Below are 15160 nucleotides of genomic sequence, written 5' to 3' on the forward strand. Positions count from 1 at the left end.
CCAGAGTCCTACCGGACCGACACCGCGCCCGGGGGCCATAACCAGGAATTGATCACAACTGAAGACAGCCCCTAGTGCACTTACGCACCTTCGTCACCGCGATCACGGCGGTCAGCCTGCTCGCCCTCGGCAGCGGCACCGCGCCGGCCGCGCCGGAGCGCGACGCGGACACGGCCGACGCCAGCGCTGTCAGAGTCGATGACGGAAGCTTTGAATACCCGACCGCGCCGGCGAACTCGTACCTGACGGTTTCGCAGGGTCAGCCCATCGGCCCCTGGAAGGTCACCCGTGGGGGCGTGGACCTCATCGGCGCCGGCTTCTGACAGGCAGCTGAGGGAGACCAGTCCGTCGACCTCAACGCAGCCCAGCCAGGGACCGTGTCCCAGACCTTCTCCACGAAGCCGCTCACCAAGTACACGGTGACGTACTCGCTCGCCGCCAACCCGGGCGGCCCGGCGTTGAAGACCGGCCGGGTCCTGGTCAACGGACAGAACGTCCAGAGCTTCTCGTTCGACTCCACCGGCAAGACACGCGCCAACATGGGTTACGAGACACGGCAGGTGACGTTCCTGTCCCTCGGGTTCACCGCGACGCTGGCGTTTGACAGCACCGTCTCCGGCGCCTTCGGGCCAGTGATCGATGACGTGAAGGTCTGCTCCTGCGGTCTGCTGTAAACGCTGCGCAGCGGCACCAGGAGAGCCCCGGCGAATGAGCGCCGGGGCTCTCTCTTGACGGGGCTCATCGCTGCGGAGTCCGCATTCGGTGGCAGGTCGACTCCCAGGGCAACTGACTATGTGGCGGCGCGGGCCTTCTCCCGGACGCTGCTCCCGGGGCAGCGGCTCAGGCCCGTTCAGGGAATGGTGTCCGGGTCGGTGGGGCGGTGATGCTGCCCGCGTGGAACACGCGGGTGGGACCGGCTGGGCTGCCTACGGTGGTGCGGTGACACCGCTATCCGACGCCGATGCCGGACTCGTGCCTGTGCCGGTCCGGGTCGTGCTGCCCGCCGATCCTCTGCTCGGGACCGAGCCGCAGGAAGTCGTCACACGGCTGTGGAAGCGGCGGCAGACGGAAACGGACTGGGTCTACCTCATTGGGCTGCCCTCGTACCGAGATCGTGAGGACGGCGGTGTGGAGGCGGCGGAGTACCGGGTGTGGGTGCGGGCCCCGGAGCATGTGCGGCCGGTCGACGGCGTCGACTACGACCAGGTCGTCACCGAGCGCCTGAAGCCGTCGCGGCAGTCGGTCGTCCACGAGGCACTCGGGGAGCGCCGGCCTTCGGGATGGGTGCTGCAGAAGCTGGGCGACGGTCGCGGCCCGTCCGACGGGGTGCTGCACACGCCGGACTACGAAGAGGCGCCGCAGGGCGCGCCGCTCATGCACTGCTCCGACCCGGCCGTCGTCACCGCCACCGAGCAGCTGCTGAACGCCCTGTCCGACGTGGAGACATCGCGCGCCCGAGGCCTCCTTGGAGGCGTTCGGCCTGGCCGTCAACGCGGCCCCGCGCCGCGGCTGTCCTGGTGGGCACGTCGCCGTGCCGCCCACACGGCCTGATCGTGGCGGTCCTTCCGTAGGATGCGAAACGCCGCGTCCGGCCGCACTCCTTGTGCCGGCACTTGCCACCACCAGGACCGCCGCCAGTATCAGGCCGATACTCTGACCGGCGTGAGTGACGGCATCGCGTGGATAGGCGCACACCACCACACTCCTCCATCGGCCGTGCCCGGCATGCTCGGCGGCATCTCGCTGACCCTGGCCCGAGGTGCGGAGACGGACGAGTTCCTCATCAACCTGGGCGCCGACCTCGACGAGCTAGCCGCGCGCACCCCGTGCAGGGAGCTGCGCACACCGGCCGGGCAGCCGGGCCAGCCCTCCCCTCAGCTCAACCGCGCCATGTACGGCACGTGCGGTGAGTGGACGTACGTGCTGGAGGACTGGGGCATGGCAGCCTGGGCGACCGGCTACCAAGGCGAGGCCGAGTCACTGCTTCCCTGCGTGGGCGAGGAGATCCTCTGCCTGACCGCCAACCGTTTCAGCCCCCCGGCCGTGATCATCCATGCCCCCGATGCCTGCGCGTACCGGGCTGACTTCGGCACCGACACCGGGCAGAGCTCGGCCCTCGATGCCGCCCTCAGCGCCGCGGGCGCGGTGTTCCCGTCGATGCCTGAAGCCAGTGAGGCCGAAGTCGTCGCGTACTTCGAGGAGTACGGCGAGCGCCTGCCCGAGCTGGTGTTCACCGCCGTGGGCGCCTACACGGGCGTGGCCATCGACCAGGACTCCGTGAAGGCCGGTGACCTTCCCGGCGTCCTCATCGCCCCGGCCTGACCGTCTGCCGCGCACATGAGACCGGCCCCCACCCTCATCGCAGGGTGAGGGCCAGTGCCGATCTGGTCGAGTTCCTCCGTGCCGCCGTCGTAGTCCAAAGACCTCATCGCACTCGATGAACCGGGTAGCGAGGATGCTTTCGAAGTCGGTGTTACACCACTCCACCCCGGCCGTCGCCACACCTGCGGCCTTCGCCCCGCTCTTGGGCGCCTTCCCCTTGGCCACCGGCGTCGACTTGCCGAAGCACACCTGGCGGCCGTCCGCATCCGCCTCGCTGCACTGCTCCACCGCCGACTTCGACGAGCGCGCAGACAGCGGCGTACCGGCCGAGCCGTGGTGGTCGTTGCGAAGCCTGCTGGGGGTTGGCCGGCTGGTCGAGCATGGCTTCGATCCGAGCGCGCCGTGCTGTGAGGTCGACGTGCTGAGAGCCCGGCTGTGAGGCTGCGCGGGCCCGACTGCTATGAGTGCCTTCGACGCATCGAGCAGGCCATCTCCTGAGGCGCATCGCCTGCCCTTACTCCCGACAGAGTGCGGTGCGGAGTCGTCGCCAGCAGATGACGGCGCAGCCGAGGGGTGACGAAAGCGCGGTGGATGTCGTCGCGGATGTCCCAGCGGATGCGCAGGCGGCGGAACCAGTGCAACAGCGCGATCGCTCCTTCCACGACCCAGCGGTACACACCCAGGCCGGAGCCGTGCCCGGTGCCGCGCCGGGTGAGGTGCGGGGTGGTTTGGAACCGGCGCACCTTGCCCCAGTAGACCTCGTGGTCATAGCCGCGGTCCGCGTACAGGTGCTTGGGGTGGGGCGGCGAGGGCGAGGTTGTCCCTGCGGCTCACGGTCTGGAGCAGCTGGGCGCACACGATGGCTTCGGCGACAACATCGGCGGCGGCCAGTCGTTGAGCAGCTCATGGGGCGGAACAAGGCGAATGTGCGCTGAGTAACTGTTTGGACTTTGAGATGCCGGGGTGGTTCCCCAGTTCACGGACACAGGACTGGAAAGTCGGCCTTGACCCAAAGAGCACGGATGGCGGCGGCCTTGTCATCGGCGGAGTCGGCCTCAGTGCTCCATATCCTGGCCTGGGCGGTGGAGTTGTTGACCGATGGCCAGCCCGGGTACCCGGTGGTAGCGAAATCAGCCCACGCGCGCACCATGCGGCGCGCCAGTCCGTAGTCTGCGGGTGTGGGTGCGCCGCCGATGAGGAAAGCCAGGCACTCGGTGCCGAGGTTACCGAAGGCGAAGGGGATGTCCGCACAATGCCAGGCCCGCACGACCCCGTTCGGGCCTGTGCGCCGACGATCGAAACGCGATAGGAACGCCCGGCCGCCGGCTTGGGCGTGAAGCTCGACGAGTCGGTTGCTGTACTCGCCGAACAGGAGATCCCCGAAAACGGCGAGGTAGACATCGAGCACCGGGGCGTGGGGCATCGCGGCGCGATAGCCGGCCACCAGGCCGTCAGGGAGGTGGAAGTCTTCGGCGAAGAGAGCCAGCTGCCCATCGGTTGTGACCTTCGCGCTGCTGCCGACGGCGTCGAGAAGCCAGTACTCCTCAGTTGTGTGGCAGACCAGCAGGTCCACTTCCCGGGTCGCACCGGATGCCATCCCCGTGAGGGGGTCGGTGGGCAGTACAGCGCCGTCAAGGACGGGAGCGTAGAGCGCGGGGTCGTAGTGGCGGGATCCGGAGGCGGGGTCACGCCGGTAGGCGTCGACCACCTTGTCGGAGGCGATGACCAGGTTCTGCGGAGTTGCAGATGTCAGGCCCTCAAGAGTGGCGGGGCAGCCCGCTGCCGCAGCGATCTCACGGGTGGTCGCCGCAGCGATTTCGAGCGTGTAGCAAGGGCTGGCGGCGCTGTGAACGATGGCACGGTGGAACAGGCCGCGGGCGCGGTCCATCACCATCAGGCAGGCAACCGAAGCGGCTCCGGCGGACTGGCCGGCGACCGTGACATTGCCAGGATCACCACCGAAGGCCCCGATGTTCTCACGAACCCAGCGCAGCGCCGCGACCTGGTCGAGCAGGCCCCGGTTGTCCGGATACGCAGTTGCTTCGGCGGCGGGGACGTGGCCGAAACCTTCGAAGCCGAGCCGGTAGTTGAGGGTGACCACGACCAGACCGGCGCGGGCCAGCTCGGTTCCGTCGAAGTCGGGTTGGGCTGAGGATCCGAAGGTGTAGGCACCGCCGTGGATCCAGACCAGGACGGGCAGACGGCCGCCCTCGGGGGCCGGGGTCCATATGTTGACGGTGAGGATGTCCTCGTCGTCAGGCGACCACACGGGTGCGCCGGGCAGCGTTGCTGACTGCGGAGCGATCGGGCCGAAGGCCGTGCAGTCCCGCACTCCGCTCCACGCCGGTGCCGGGAGAGGTTCCCGGAACCGATTGGCGCCGAACGGCGGGGCGGCATAGGGGACGCCAAGGACGGCGGTGACTTCGGCAGAGGCCCGAAAACCTTGGACCGAACCGTTCTTCGTCTTGAAGGTGTCCATCGGAAGATTGCCTCTCAGTACACGCCAGATCGCCAGGGAGGGCGAGGCTTCAGCTTTGCATCACGCGGCACCCGAGGACCAACACCAAGATCATGGTGATTGACGCACCAGTGATGTCAATTGCCGCCACCAGTTGGCTCATCCAAACGTTGCGCGGCGTTTTCGGGCAGTTCCCTTACGCGCGGCAGCGCGGATGAGGCGACCCACAGCACGCTCAGCACGGCACCCGCCGTGCCGATCCACAGGGTGGGGCGCAGGCCGAGTGCGGTGCCCAGCGTGCCGGCCAGCACCGCGCCGATCGGGCGTACTCCGAAGTTGGCGGTCTGCACCACGCCCATCACGCGGGAGCGCAGCGTGGGCGGGATGACGGCGATCAGGTAGCTGTTGGTCGAGACGTCCAGGACCGCGACCCCGCAGCCGGCGCCGAGCTGCGAAGCAACCAGCGCCGCGATCACCAACGGTCCCGGGCCCTCGGCCAGCGGCACCAGCAGCAGGGGCAGGCTGAAGCCCAGGAAGCCGGTGACGATGGCCGGGCCGATGCCGATGCGGCGCACCACGCGCGGCGCGGCGTACGCACCGGCCAGCCCGCCGAGCCCGAACGCGGCCACCACCGCCCCGCTGAGCTCCCCCGTGCCCGATCCAGATCTGCGACCCGGCTGGCCGCGGAACCGAAGTGGGACGGGTTCCGGCCTCTCGTCTCCGTCGACGCGGGGAAGGTGGTGCTGCGCTCCAGGCGTGGCACCGAGCTGGCCTCCGCGTTCCCAGAGGTTGTGGCCGGCGCAGCGCAGCCGCCGGACGCGAGCGCGCTGGACGGCGAACTCGTCATGTGGGAGGAAGGGCGGCTCGCCTTCGAGCGGTTGCAGGACCGGTTGCAGCGGGTGGTGCTGCGGCGGCCCGGACGGCTGCCGAGTGGCCGGTCCACTTCGTCGCCTTCGACCTGCTCCGGCTGTCCGGGACGGACACGACCCTCTGGCCGCACCGGCGGCGCCGGGCCGCGCTGGAGTCGCTGTTCGCCGCGCGGCGGCTGTCCGCGCCGTGGGCACTGTGTCCGTCGACCACTGCCCCGCACACGGTGCGCGAGTGGCTGACGTGGGCGGCGGTCGGCATGGAGGGCGTGATCTACAAGCGGCTGGACAGCGCGTACCAGCCGTCGGTGAGGGCTGACGGAAATACAAGGTGCGCGAGACCACCGAGGCGATCGTCGGCGCGGTCACCGGCGCCCCGGCTGCTCTATCCGACCCTGGCTCCGCCGATGACCCGCCGGCCACACCCTAGGCATGGTCGAGTTGGTCGGCCAGGTCGGCCAGATCGTCGGCGTGCAGGTCGAACCCGTCCGAGGAGGTGGGCGGGTCGCCGACAGGGCGGGCGACGTAGGCGGTGCGCAGGCCGAGGCCCTGTGCTCCGCGCAGGTCCCAGGCGTGGGCGGCGACCATCAGGAGCCGCTCCGGCGGTCGTCCGGAAACGGTGATGGCCAGCTGGTAGACCGCTGGGTCCGGCTTGTAGGTCCGGGCGTCTTCGGCGGACAGGGCCTGGTGCCAGCGCAGTCCGGCGTGGGCGTTGAGACCCAGCAGCGCCGTCCGGCTCGCGCTGGAGAGTCCGATCAGCGGGAATCGTTCGGCGAGTCGGGCGAGCCCTGCCACGGTGTCGGGCCACGGCGGGAGCCTGCGACTTGACAGGGCCAGAGCCGCTACGGCGGTCGGGTCGTCGACTCCGGCGGCATCGGCGACGAGCCGGGCGGCTTCCAGGTCGAGGACGTCGCTGGTGATGTAAGGCCGGGCGCCGTCGAGAATGCGACGTTGCTCGCGGTCGATGTACTGCTGCCACAGCGACAAAAGCTGCTCGACCCTGGGATCGTCGAGCGATGGGTCGAGTTCACGAATGCCGGCGCGGATACCGGCGGGTTCGTCGACGAGCGTGCCGAGCACGTCGAGCACGAGGGCATCGATCTCTGGCTCTGCCATGAGAGAGGTCTCCTGGACGAAGCTGGGGCGTAAGAGTGGCTGTCAGCCGAACGCGGCTGGAAGCCACCCCGATTCCCGAACCGCACGGCCTGTGGGGCAACCGCATCAACGTCGCCAACCACCGCGTCCGCCAAGCCGCAACGCACGACCGGCGCGGCCACCTCCGAGTAGGCCCCCGGAGTGAGCGACCGTGCACCGCCTGGAACCCCACGCGGCACTGACCACCGCCGACGTCGCCCCCATGCCCGGCGACCGCGAGGCCATCGATCACCTCAGCACCCTGCCCGACCACGTCCACACCGCACTGCACCGCTGGCTCACCCACACCGCCCGACAACCAGCTGCCACCCGCCCCATGATGCACGAGTCGTCAGGCGGCATCGTGGATGACGAGCTTGAACTCCGCGAGGGTCAAAAGACGCGACTTGTCGTCGTTGTGTGTGACACGGAGCGCAACCGGGGTGCCTGGGTCGACGAAGACGCCGTGGTTCTTGACGTAGAACTGGCCGCCGGGCGTCGGTGTGCGGTGCTCGGTCGCCGTGGTGTCGCTGGGGTTGGGCGTCAGGCCCAGCGGGTCGCGTACGTACTGGTCGCGCAGCTCGCTGTAGCCGCCCGTGCCGCTGGCGGCCTCCCACTGGATCATCGCGTGCAGGTGGCCCCAGCCGGCTTTGGACGGCCAGATCAGGCCGCTACGGTCGTCTGTCGCCCAGTCACTCACCACGTATCCGTCCGGCTGGACGGCCTGGTGCATCTCGAATCGGTCCGTCGACTCCGCCACGCCGAAGGGAAAACGGACGATCTTGTACGCGGTCCCCGGCGCGATCAGCTGCGGCGTATCGACCTTGAGAGAGCAGACCTGCACACCGGGCGCAACGCCACCATCATTAGCCATAGTTCAACGCTGCCCGCTGCCGGCCGGCGACATTCCCACGCCGCAGTGCCGCGATGTGCCGCGCGCCCTCCTCGCAGCGGCGCGGCCTGGCCACGCAAAGTCGCCCAGCGTTGGGGCGGGGATTCTCAAAGGGCCCCTCTTCGGGTACCAGACGACGCCGGACCCGCGGTCTGTCGGACGTCATCTCGTGGGCGGGGCCGCCGCGCCACCGCACCCACCGCGGGTCGTCCAAAATGGCCTCGGGGTCGGCCGATGCCGGCGCCTTCGAGGAACACGACCAGGTCGTGATCGCTGTAGGCGGTGCCGAGGATCTCGTCCCGACCGCTGCTGTGCACGGGCAGGCTCGGATGCGTGACCAGCGCGCCGATCGTCGTGCACCGCCCCTCCATCTCGGGCGGCCGGACGGTAGCTTCGTAACTCGCGACGTTGAATCCCACGCTTCAGCGGTCCGTACGGATGCCCTGGAAGCCCGGACCGAGCCCCGCGGCGCCTGGGTGGCCTTCGCTCCAGGCAGCGCGCTACGGGCAGCGACGCCGCGTTGTCCCGCTCGAGCGCCTGGTCGTCCACAGTGACGCCAAGGCGTCGGCGCGCTTCGGCGGTGGCAGCCGCAACGGCAGCGAGGGCCTGCGCCGGTGACGTCTCCGTTGGGATCGTCGGGCAGGGCGATGCGGGCGATGATGCGTTTACCGACCTGCTCCCGCTGGACCTCGAAGCCCTGCGCGACAGCCATGACGATCTCCAGGCCGTGTGCCCGACTCTGCCCGCATCGGCTCCCCGGCCTCCGCGCCAGGGGCTTTCTGCTCGCCTGAACGCCGCTGCACGGCCGCCCCCTGCTCCTGCCCACCGACGGCGGCGGCTCCTGCCCCAGCACCCAGCCGATCGCCGTCGGGCGAGGACTGCGGCACCGGGAGGTCGTCATCACGGGTCTCCATACAAGGGCCAAGGCTCCTGTACGCCTGCCCCCAACCGCCACAGCAAGACACCGTCAGTACGGCAGCGAAGATCACACAGCGTGAGGTGGGGCTCTTCGCCAGCCGGCTGGCGAAGAGCCCGAGGGGCTGTCTCCCCAACCCCTCTCCTGCCGAGTCGCCCTCGCACCGTCGCTCACACCTGATCCGCGCAGCCGGTGGCCACGTCCGCGAAGGCCGCTACGAGCCGAACCTCACGCTGGTGGAACGTCAGCTGGTGGTGGAAGTCGGCGTCGACGCCGCCCGCGACACCTCCGGCCGGTGGCCCCGCACGCCTGCACCGCGCCCGCCCCGACCTCCGACCGCCGACGTCCCCCGCCTGACGTCACCGCCTCCCTGACAGCGGCGCGGACGCGGCGGCCCCGGCCGACGCGCAACACCAAGGGCCGCGCCCCGGTCCACGGCAGCGTCGTGCGGCACACGGCCAGGCGGCACGTCGCCGCGTTCGAGGCCAGACGACAAGCTCACTCACCCTGGCTGTGTCCCACCACGCCGCGAGTTCAGAAGACACCAGGGCTTCCCTAGTGCCGTGGCGAGGTCCACAGTGGAAGCAGCACTACTGCGGAACGGAGGCGGTCATGCTCCTGCTCGGCATCATTCTGCTGGTTGTCGGCTTCGTTACCGGTATCTCGATCCTGTGGACGATCGGGATCATCCTCGCGGTCATCGGCGCGGTCCTGTGGATCATGGGATCCATGGGACACGCAGTCGCCGGCCGCCGACACTACTGGTGACCTGTCTCCATACCCGGCACCGAAGCGACGTCCCCGCGTAGCCTGGTCCAGCGGCGCAGGACCAGGTGCGGGGTGTGCCGGGTAAGCCAGGCACTGGCCAGGCCGATCGCCGCGCCTTGGCGACATCACTCGGATTTGCGGGGCGCTGTGGTCACGCCGGTCGGATGTTCTCTCCCTGCGGCCCCCTGCTGGCCTGCGTGACGTCGAATTCGACCCGCAGCGCACGCGCGCCATCACGGGACTCCTGAGGATCATGCCTCCGGCCGCCCTCGCCGGCTCCGCATGCCCTCGGGGGCGCAATGCCGGACACTCCTGTATAGGGCCGGCGTATGTCGCGCGGGCCATAGTGAGGGTGTTCGATGTGCTTGAGGTCCCGCTCTGGCTGTGGGGGGCGTTCGCCGCGACGGTGGTCGTGTCGCTGGCGGTGGACCTGCTGTCCCACCGCACCGCGCACGTCATCGGCTTCAAGGAGGCCGCCGCCTGGAGCGGCCTGTGGGTGAGCCTCGCCCTGATCTTCGGCGCGGTCGTCTTCCTCGTCCTCGGCACGACGGCGGGCACCGAGTACACGACGGCGTGGCTGCTGGAGAAGAGCCTGTCGGTCGACAACCTGTTCGTCTTCGCCGTGATCTTCGCGTACTTCAAGGTGCCCCGCGCATACCAGCACCGCGTGCTGTTCTTCGGCGTCATCGGCGCGCTCGTCTTCCGCGGGATCTTCCTCTCCCTCGGCGTGGCCGTGGTCAGCCGCTTCACCGCGGTGCTGTTCGCCTTCGCGGCGGTCCTCTTCTACAGCACCTACAAGCTCCTCAAGGACGAGGAGGAGAGCTTCGACCCGGGCAAGAGCTTCGCCGTACGGATGCTCCGCAAGCTCATCCCGGTGCGGGACGAGTACTCCGGAGCGAAGTTCTTCGTCAAGGAAGCCGGCATACGGATGGCGACCCCGCTGCTCGCGGTGGTCGCCGCGATCGAGGCCGCCGACCTGATCTTCGCCGTCGACAGCGTGCCCGCCGTCCTCGCGGTCAGCGACGACGCCTTCATCGTCTACACCAGCAACGCCTTCGCCATCCTCGGTCTGCGGGCCCTCTACTTCATGCTCGCCGGCCTGCTGGACCGCTTTCACTACCTGAACAAGGGGCTGGCGGTCATCCTCGCCTTCATCGGGGTCAAGCTCATCCTTCAGGCATCCCACAAGGTGATCAGCCCCAGCATCCCGGAAATCCCCTCACCGATCAGCCTCGTGGTCATCGTCGTCGTCCTGACGGGTTCCGTGGTGCTCAGCCTCAAGAGGCCCGCCCCGATAGGCGTTCTCGAGCAGACCGACGAACAGGACGCCTCCGCGGCCACCGAGCAGCCCGGGACGCCCGGCGCACTGCCCGTGACGGATGCCCCTGAGCTTCCAGCCGGTTCATCGGGCCGGGACGGTGGAGTCAGCCCGCGCTCGGGTCGGCGCAGAAGCAGGGCCCTTCCCGACACGCCAGTACGGGCATATCGTAAAAAAATGGTCAAAACGAAGCGCAAACCAGAAGCGTACGTGTGCCCGACGTGCAAGCAATCCGTGCCAGCCGCAGTCCACCGCCACAAGACCCTCGGCGTATTCGTTCCCGTGTGGGGCCCAGGCGCATGTCAAAACCGCGGCTGTCCCGACTATCGGTTGGCCCCCGACAGAAAGCACTCTTCGACCCGGTAACGAAACCGGCAGCGCGGCGATGGACTGCCGGCCTGGGCCGGCGGGTATTGCCCCTGCCCGTCACAACAGGCGGCCCGCCGGATCGCCGCCGGGATCGTCGGCCAGCACGATCGCGGCTTTCACGCACTTGCCCACCGGCTCGCGCCGCACCTCGAAACTGCGGCACACCGCCATGGTGACCTCCAGGCCATACTGCCCGACCCAGCCCGGACCGGCAGGACAGGCCGAGGCAGCATCGGATCGGTGTCCCACACGCTGATCTCCACGGCACCGTCACTGACCTCCCGGTCCAGCAGACACGGGCCGGGCGCGCATTTGTATGCGTTGGTCACCAGCTCGCCGACCACCAGCTCCACCATGCCCATCGCGCGGTCCGACACCGGGAGCCCGTGAACGGACTGCACCTCGGTCACGAAACGGCGGGCGGAATGCCGGGCCACGGCGATCGGCTCGCTGACGTCCAAGGCCACGGCGGACACGATCGGGCGGCTGACCAGTGGCTCAGAGGCGTCTGGGTGCGCCACTGAGCCACACCGCCACCCTCGTCCTGAGCAACACGGTTGACGCCCGAATGCTCCCGAACCGACACCACACACCAGACCCAAGAACGAAAGATCCGACCATCCCCTCACTCCAGACGAACCCACCCAGAGCGAGCCGCCCGACCAGCACCTTCAGGCACCAGTTCAGAAACAGGCACTGATCTTGTCATTCAACGTCCGGCCGGGTCCTGCAGGGCGTGGCATCCTTCGGCAATGCGACTTACCGATCGAGCAGGCGGCATAAGCCTGCGGCCGCTCCGATACCAGTCCCCAGTGGCCAGTGGTGACCGCTGGGACGACAACTGACTCGTCATCGGGGCCGAAGTCACCACTCCAACGGCCAGTTGGTCCTTCACGCACTCGTGCCTGCTGGTCGACGAGGCGCGTGAGTTGCCCACATGGCTGCGTGCTGTCGCAGACGGGAGGAGGCCGGACGCCAAGCCGGACCCGGGAGGGAACCTCGTCCCGGACCTTTCCTTCGTCGAACCGGTCCTAGCCGTCAGCCAGGTCCGATGGCACGCCGGCACGGGAGTGCTGCGAGTTCACCTTTCGCTTGAGGCCGCGCCTCCGCGGCGGCGGCACGACGAGAACCTGGATCTCTATCAACACGTGATCGAAATCGAGACAGACCGGGCCGAGCTGACGCGGGCAGCGGGGGAATGGGACCAGCGCCTTGCACAGTTTCCCTTGAGGATGCGGTGATTGCCGCGTGTCTGGACGCTCCTGGACCGTCAGTTCCTGCAGGACATTCGCGGGCAGGGCCACACGCGTGCGTGGGTCGAGCTCGAGCGCCTGCCACAGGGTCGGCCGCCGTTCCCTCCGGTAGTACCCCCTGCCACGAAGGTGCGTCTTCATGTCGCCCTCGCTGCCCCCAGGCGACCAGGTTCCGAGCCAGTGCGTCCGGGACGGTGACCAGCACCCGGCGGTCAGCGGTGTCGTCCTCATGATCCCGGCCGGCTTCTCCCGCGGCCGCCGCAAGTGTCCCGGAAGCGGGACGCGGCCGCGAACGCTTCCCCGGGACCGGCGTCAGACAGCAGACTCAACTTCACGGCCTTCGTCTCGATCAGTGCACCTTGGTCGGAGCACATGCTCAGACGAAGGTGAGCGCTCTGGCAGGCCCGACTGGTCAACCAGAGCGCCCAAAGGAAGTGCTGGCCGGCGCGGTCGCCGGAGGCGGGGCACCACCCCGGCGTCCGGTCAGCGGGTGGCGAGGAACTCGAGCGTGTCGATCACACGGTTCGAGAAGCCCCACTCGTTGTCGTACCACGCGACCACCTTGACGTGGCGGCCGTCGACGCGGGTGAGGGCCGAGTCAAAGATCGACGAGGCGGGATTGCCCGTGATGTCGGACGACACGAGCGGGTCCTCCGAGTACTCGAGGATGCCGGCCAGCGGCCCCTCCGCTGCGGCGCGGTACGCCGCCAGCACGTCCCCGCGCGTCACCTCGCGGGCCACGGTCGTGTTGAGTTCGACGATCGAGCCCACCGGCACCGGTACGCGGATCGAGTCGCCCGTCAGCTTGCCGTCGAGGTTCGGCAGCACCAGGCCGATCGCCTTGGCGGCGCCGGTCGTGGTCGGCACGATGTTGACGCCGGCGGCCCGGGCGCGACGGGCGTCGCGGTGCGGACCGTCCTGCAGGTTCTGCTCCTGCGTGTACGCGTGCACCGTCGTCATGAACCCGTGCTCGATACCGGCGAGTTCGTCGAGGACCGCGGCCAGCGGCGCGAGCGCGTTGGTGGTGCAGGAGGCGTTCGAGACGATCGTGTGCACGGCCGGGTCGTAGGCGTCGGTGTTGACCCCGAACGCGAGCGTGACGTCGGCGCCGTCCGACGGCGCGCCGACGAGTACCTTCTTCGCGCCCGCGTCGAGGTGGGCCCGGGCGGCCTTGGCCGAGGTGAAGCGGCCGGTGGCTTCCAGGACGATGTCGACGCCGAGTTCGGCCCACGGCAGCTGCGCCGGTTCGCGCTCGGCCAGCACCGTGATCCGACGGCCGTCGACGACGAGGGCGTCCCCGTCGACGGTCACCGGGCGCCCGAGCCGGCCGGCCGTGCTGTCGTAGGCGAGCAGCCGGGCGAGAGTGGCGGGCTCGGTGAGGTCATTGACGGCGACGATCTCCAAGGTGCTGTCGCGTTCGAGCAGGGCGCGCAGCACATTGCGTCCGATGCGGCCGAATCCGTTGATGGCGATGCGAGTCATGAGTGATGTCCCTTCCCTTCACCACCAGGCTCGCCCGCAGCTCGCGCCGCTGACAGTGGCGGGATCGCCACGGTTCAAAAGGATCCCGCCACGCGGTGCCGGGCCCGGGTTACCCGTCCCGGGTGAAGGTGCGCCGGTACTCGCTCGGTGTGGTGCCGAGGATGCGCTGGAAGTGCAGGCGCAGGTTCGCGCCGGTGCCGAGCCCGACCTCGGCGGCGATCTGTTCGACGCTGCGCTGGGAGCGCTCGAGCAGTTCGCGGGCCAGGTCGATGCGGGCGCGCATCACCCACTGCATCGGCGTGTAGCCGGTCTCCTCGACGAAGCGCCGGGAGAACGTGCGCGGCGAGACCCCCGCCTGCCGCGCCAGCATGTCGAGGGTGAGGGGCTCGCCGAGCCGGTGCAGCGCCCACTCGCGGGTGGCGGCGAACCGCTCGCCGAGCGGTTCGGGGACGCTGCGCGGCACGTACTGGGCTTGGCCGCCGCTGCGATAGGGGGCGGCGACCAGGCGCCGGGCCGCGTGGTTGGACGCGGCCACTCCGAGGTCGCCGCGCAGGATGTGCAGGCACAAGTCGATGCCGGAGGCGGCCCCGGCCGAGGTGAGCACGTTGCCCTCGTCGACGAACAGCACGTTCTCGTCGACCTGGACGAGCGGATGCCTGGCCACGAGTGCCCGCGTGTAGTGCCAGTGCGTCGTGGCGCGCCTGCCGTCGAGCAGGCCCGTGGCGGCGAGCGCGAAGGCGCCCGTCGAGATGGCGGCGAGCCGCGCGCCCCGGTCGTGGGCGGCGATCAGTGCCTCGACGACGGCCTGCGGCGGTTCGTCGCGGTCCGGGAAGCGGTAGCCGGGGACGAAGACGATGTCGGCCCACGCAAGCGCGTCGAGGCCGTGGGCGACGCGGTACGCGAGGCCATCACCGCCGGTCACGAGGCCGGGTGTCGCCCCGCACACCCGCACCTCGTACGGCATGCTCGCGCGGGTCGTGAACACCTGCGCGGGAATTCCGACATCGAGCGGCTTCGCACCCTCGAGCACGAGGACGGCGACGCGATGCAGGCGGGAAGCTGGCACATGAAGAGGTTACGCGGGGCGTGACTTCGGTACGCCCACTGCGCGGACCGGGCACGACACACTCGGCCGGGCTGCCTTCCAGGTCGCAGTCCATCGCCCGTCCCACCCGTCACCCGCCTCCAGCCGATCTGACACCTGACCCGCGCTCATCAGGATTCTCTGCCCTCCACGTTCTCCAGGACCCCGTCAGCCACCCCGCTGGGTGGAGATACAAGAGCAAGTCTGGGGAGCGAGGTGAGCGCTGGCGGAGAATCTAAGAGAGCCCCAACAGCGGGCCTCAGTCGCCGCCTACGGGCCATAGCGACCAAGACCGGCC

13 protein-coding genes and 6 pseudogenes are annotated in these 15160 nt (G+C 69.4%); 10 read left to right on the forward strand and 9 right to left on the reverse strand.

Annotated features, from left to right (window positions below; translation table 11 throughout):
- The first annotated feature begins 74 nt into the window (after positions 1-74).
- From AOQ53_RS48015 to AOQ53_RS42740, 5 genes and pseudogenes are all read left to right on the forward strand, one after another.
- Positions 75-323, forward strand: coding sequence for a hypothetical protein (locus tag AOQ53_RS48015; RefSeq protein ID WP_408055148.1), 249 nt, complete (start codon positions 75-77; stop codon positions 321-323).
- A 54-nt stretch (positions 324-377) separates the two neighbouring features.
- Positions 378-674 (forward strand): DUF642 domain-containing protein, encoded by a 297-nt coding sequence (locus tag AOQ53_RS48020; RefSeq protein WP_408055149.1) that lies wholly within the window; start codon positions 378-380, stop codon positions 672-674.
- A 265-nt stretch (positions 675-939) separates the two neighbouring features.
- On the forward strand, positions 940-1551 hold the full coding sequence (locus AOQ53_RS45190; protein ID WP_408055150.1) for a hypothetical protein: 612 nt from the start codon (positions 940-942) through the stop codon (positions 1549-1551).
- 111 nt (positions 1552-1662) lie between these two features.
- Positions 1663-2322: a hypothetical protein gene (locus AOQ53_RS10925; RefSeq protein ID WP_148640312.1), complete on the forward strand. Its 660-nt coding sequence runs from the start codon at positions 1663-1665 to the stop codon at positions 2320-2322.
- A 334-nt stretch (positions 2323-2656) separates the two neighbouring features.
- Positions 2657-2761 (forward strand): annotated as a pseudogene (locus AOQ53_RS42740) (aminoglycoside phosphotransferase family protein); the annotation flags it as partial.
- Between the two features lie 19 nt (positions 2762-2780).
- Here AOQ53_RS42740 and AOQ53_RS44115 read toward each other — a convergent pair.
- The 3 genes from AOQ53_RS44115 to AOQ53_RS10940 all read right to left on the reverse strand — a co-directional run bounded on the left by AOQ53_RS44115 (position 2781) and on the right by AOQ53_RS10940 (position 5412).
- On the reverse strand, positions 2781-3065 hold the full coding sequence (locus tag AOQ53_RS44115; RefSeq protein WP_148640313.1) for a hypothetical protein: 285 nt from the start codon (positions 3063-3065) through the stop codon (positions 2781-2783).
- 233 nt (positions 3066-3298) lie between these two features.
- Positions 3299-4801, reverse strand: a complete 1503-nt coding sequence (locus tag AOQ53_RS10935) for a carboxylesterase/lipase family protein (RefSeq protein WP_059416811.1) — start codon at positions 4799-4801, stop codon at positions 3299-3301.
- Between the two features lie 116 nt (positions 4802-4917).
- Positions 4918-5412, reverse strand: a complete 495-nt coding sequence (locus AOQ53_RS10940; RefSeq protein WP_059416812.1) for an MFS transporter — start codon at positions 5410-5412, stop codon at positions 4918-4920.
- A 45-nt stretch (positions 5413-5457) separates the two neighbouring features.
- Here AOQ53_RS10940 and AOQ53_RS47320 point away from each other — a divergent pair.
- Together AOQ53_RS47320 and AOQ53_RS47325 are read left to right on the forward strand one after the other, a co-directional pair.
- Positions 5458-5619: pseudogene (locus tag AOQ53_RS47320) on the forward strand (ATP-dependent DNA ligase); the annotation flags it as partial.
- Positions 5620-5627: 8 nt separating this feature from the next.
- A pseudogene (locus AOQ53_RS47325) lies at positions 5628-5903 on the forward strand (ATP-dependent DNA ligase); the annotation flags it as partial.
- 169 nt (positions 5904-6072) lie between these two features.
- Here AOQ53_RS47325 and AOQ53_RS10945 read toward each other — a convergent pair.
- From AOQ53_RS10945 to AOQ53_RS46040, 3 genes and pseudogenes are all read right to left on the reverse strand, one after another.
- Positions 6073-6762 carry a haloacid dehalogenase type II gene (locus AOQ53_RS10945; RefSeq protein WP_059416813.1) on the reverse strand — a complete coding sequence of 230 codons (690 nt, stop codon included), beginning with the start codon at positions 6760-6762 and terminating at the stop codon, positions 6073-6075.
- Positions 6763-7132: 370 nt separating this feature from the next.
- Positions 7133-7654: a hypothetical protein gene (locus AOQ53_RS10950; RefSeq protein ID WP_059416814.1), complete on the reverse strand. Its 522-nt coding sequence runs from the start codon at positions 7652-7654 to the stop codon at positions 7133-7135.
- 616 nt (positions 7655-8270) lie between these two features.
- Positions 8271-8431: pseudogene (locus AOQ53_RS46040) on the reverse strand (ATP-binding protein); the annotation flags it as partial.
- 769 nt (positions 8432-9200) lie between these two features.
- On the opposite strand from AOQ53_RS46040, the gene AOQ53_RS44570 reads away from it, so the two are divergent.
- Positions 9201-9356, forward strand: a complete 156-nt coding sequence (locus tag AOQ53_RS44570; protein WP_099054574.1) for a DUF6131 family protein — start codon at positions 9201-9203, stop codon at positions 9354-9356.
- Positions 9357-9717: 361 nt separating this feature from the next.
- Positions 9718-10707 (forward strand): annotated as a pseudogene (locus AOQ53_RS10955) (TerC family protein); the annotation flags it as partial.
- A gap of 393 nt (positions 10708-11100) precedes the next feature.
- On the opposite strand, the pseudogene AOQ53_RS10960 reads toward AOQ53_RS10955, so the two are convergent.
- Positions 11101-11537 (reverse strand): annotated as a pseudogene (locus AOQ53_RS10960) (ATP-binding protein).
- Between the two features lie 357 nt (positions 11538-11894).
- On the opposite strand from AOQ53_RS10960, the gene AOQ53_RS48380 reads away from it, so the two are divergent.
- The gene (locus AOQ53_RS48380) at positions 11895-12284 is read left to right on the forward strand and encodes a WapI family immunity protein (RefSeq protein WP_423587493.1); all 390 of its coding nucleotides are present in this window, start codon (positions 11895-11897) and stop codon (positions 12282-12284) included.
- Between the two features lie 495 nt (positions 12285-12779).
- Here the strand turns inward: AOQ53_RS48380 and gap are convergent, their stop codons facing one another.
- Positions 12780-13778: a type I glyceraldehyde-3-phosphate dehydrogenase gene (gap, locus tag AOQ53_RS10965; protein ID WP_059416815.1), complete on the reverse strand. Its 999-nt coding sequence runs from the start codon at positions 13776-13778 to the stop codon at positions 12780-12782.
- 109 nt (positions 13779-13887) lie between these two features.
- A complete protein-coding gene (locus AOQ53_RS10970; RefSeq protein ID WP_059416816.1) occupies positions 13888-14844 on the reverse strand; it encodes a GlxA family transcriptional regulator in 957 nt (318 codons plus the stop codon).
- Positions 14845-15160 lie beyond the last annotated feature (316 nt).

The organism is Streptomyces azureus, assembly GCF_001270025.1.
GTDB lineage: Bacteria > Actinomycetota > Actinomycetes > Streptomycetales > Streptomycetaceae > Streptomyces > Streptomyces azureus.

Coding starts and splice junctions, on each gene's coding strand:
- AOQ53_RS10935 (WP_059416811.1), bottom strand. CDS start 4,801: ATGGACACCTTCAAGACGAAGAACGGTTCGGTCCAAGGTTTTCGGGCC.
- AOQ53_RS10945 (WP_059416813.1), bottom strand. CDS start 6,762: ATGGCAGAGCCAGAGATCGATGCCCTCGTGCTCGACGTGCTCGGCACG.
- AOQ53_RS10950 (WP_059416814.1), bottom strand. CDS start 7,654: ATGGCTAATGATGGTGGCGTTGCGCCCGGTGTGCAGGTCTGCTCTCTC.
- AOQ53_RS44570 (WP_099054574.1), top strand. CDS start 9,201: ATGCTCCTGCTCGGCATCATTCTGCTGGTTGTCGGCTTCGTTACCGGT.
- gap (WP_059416815.1), bottom strand. CDS start 13,778: ATGACTCGCATCGCCATCAACGGATTCGGCCGCATCGGACGCAATGTG.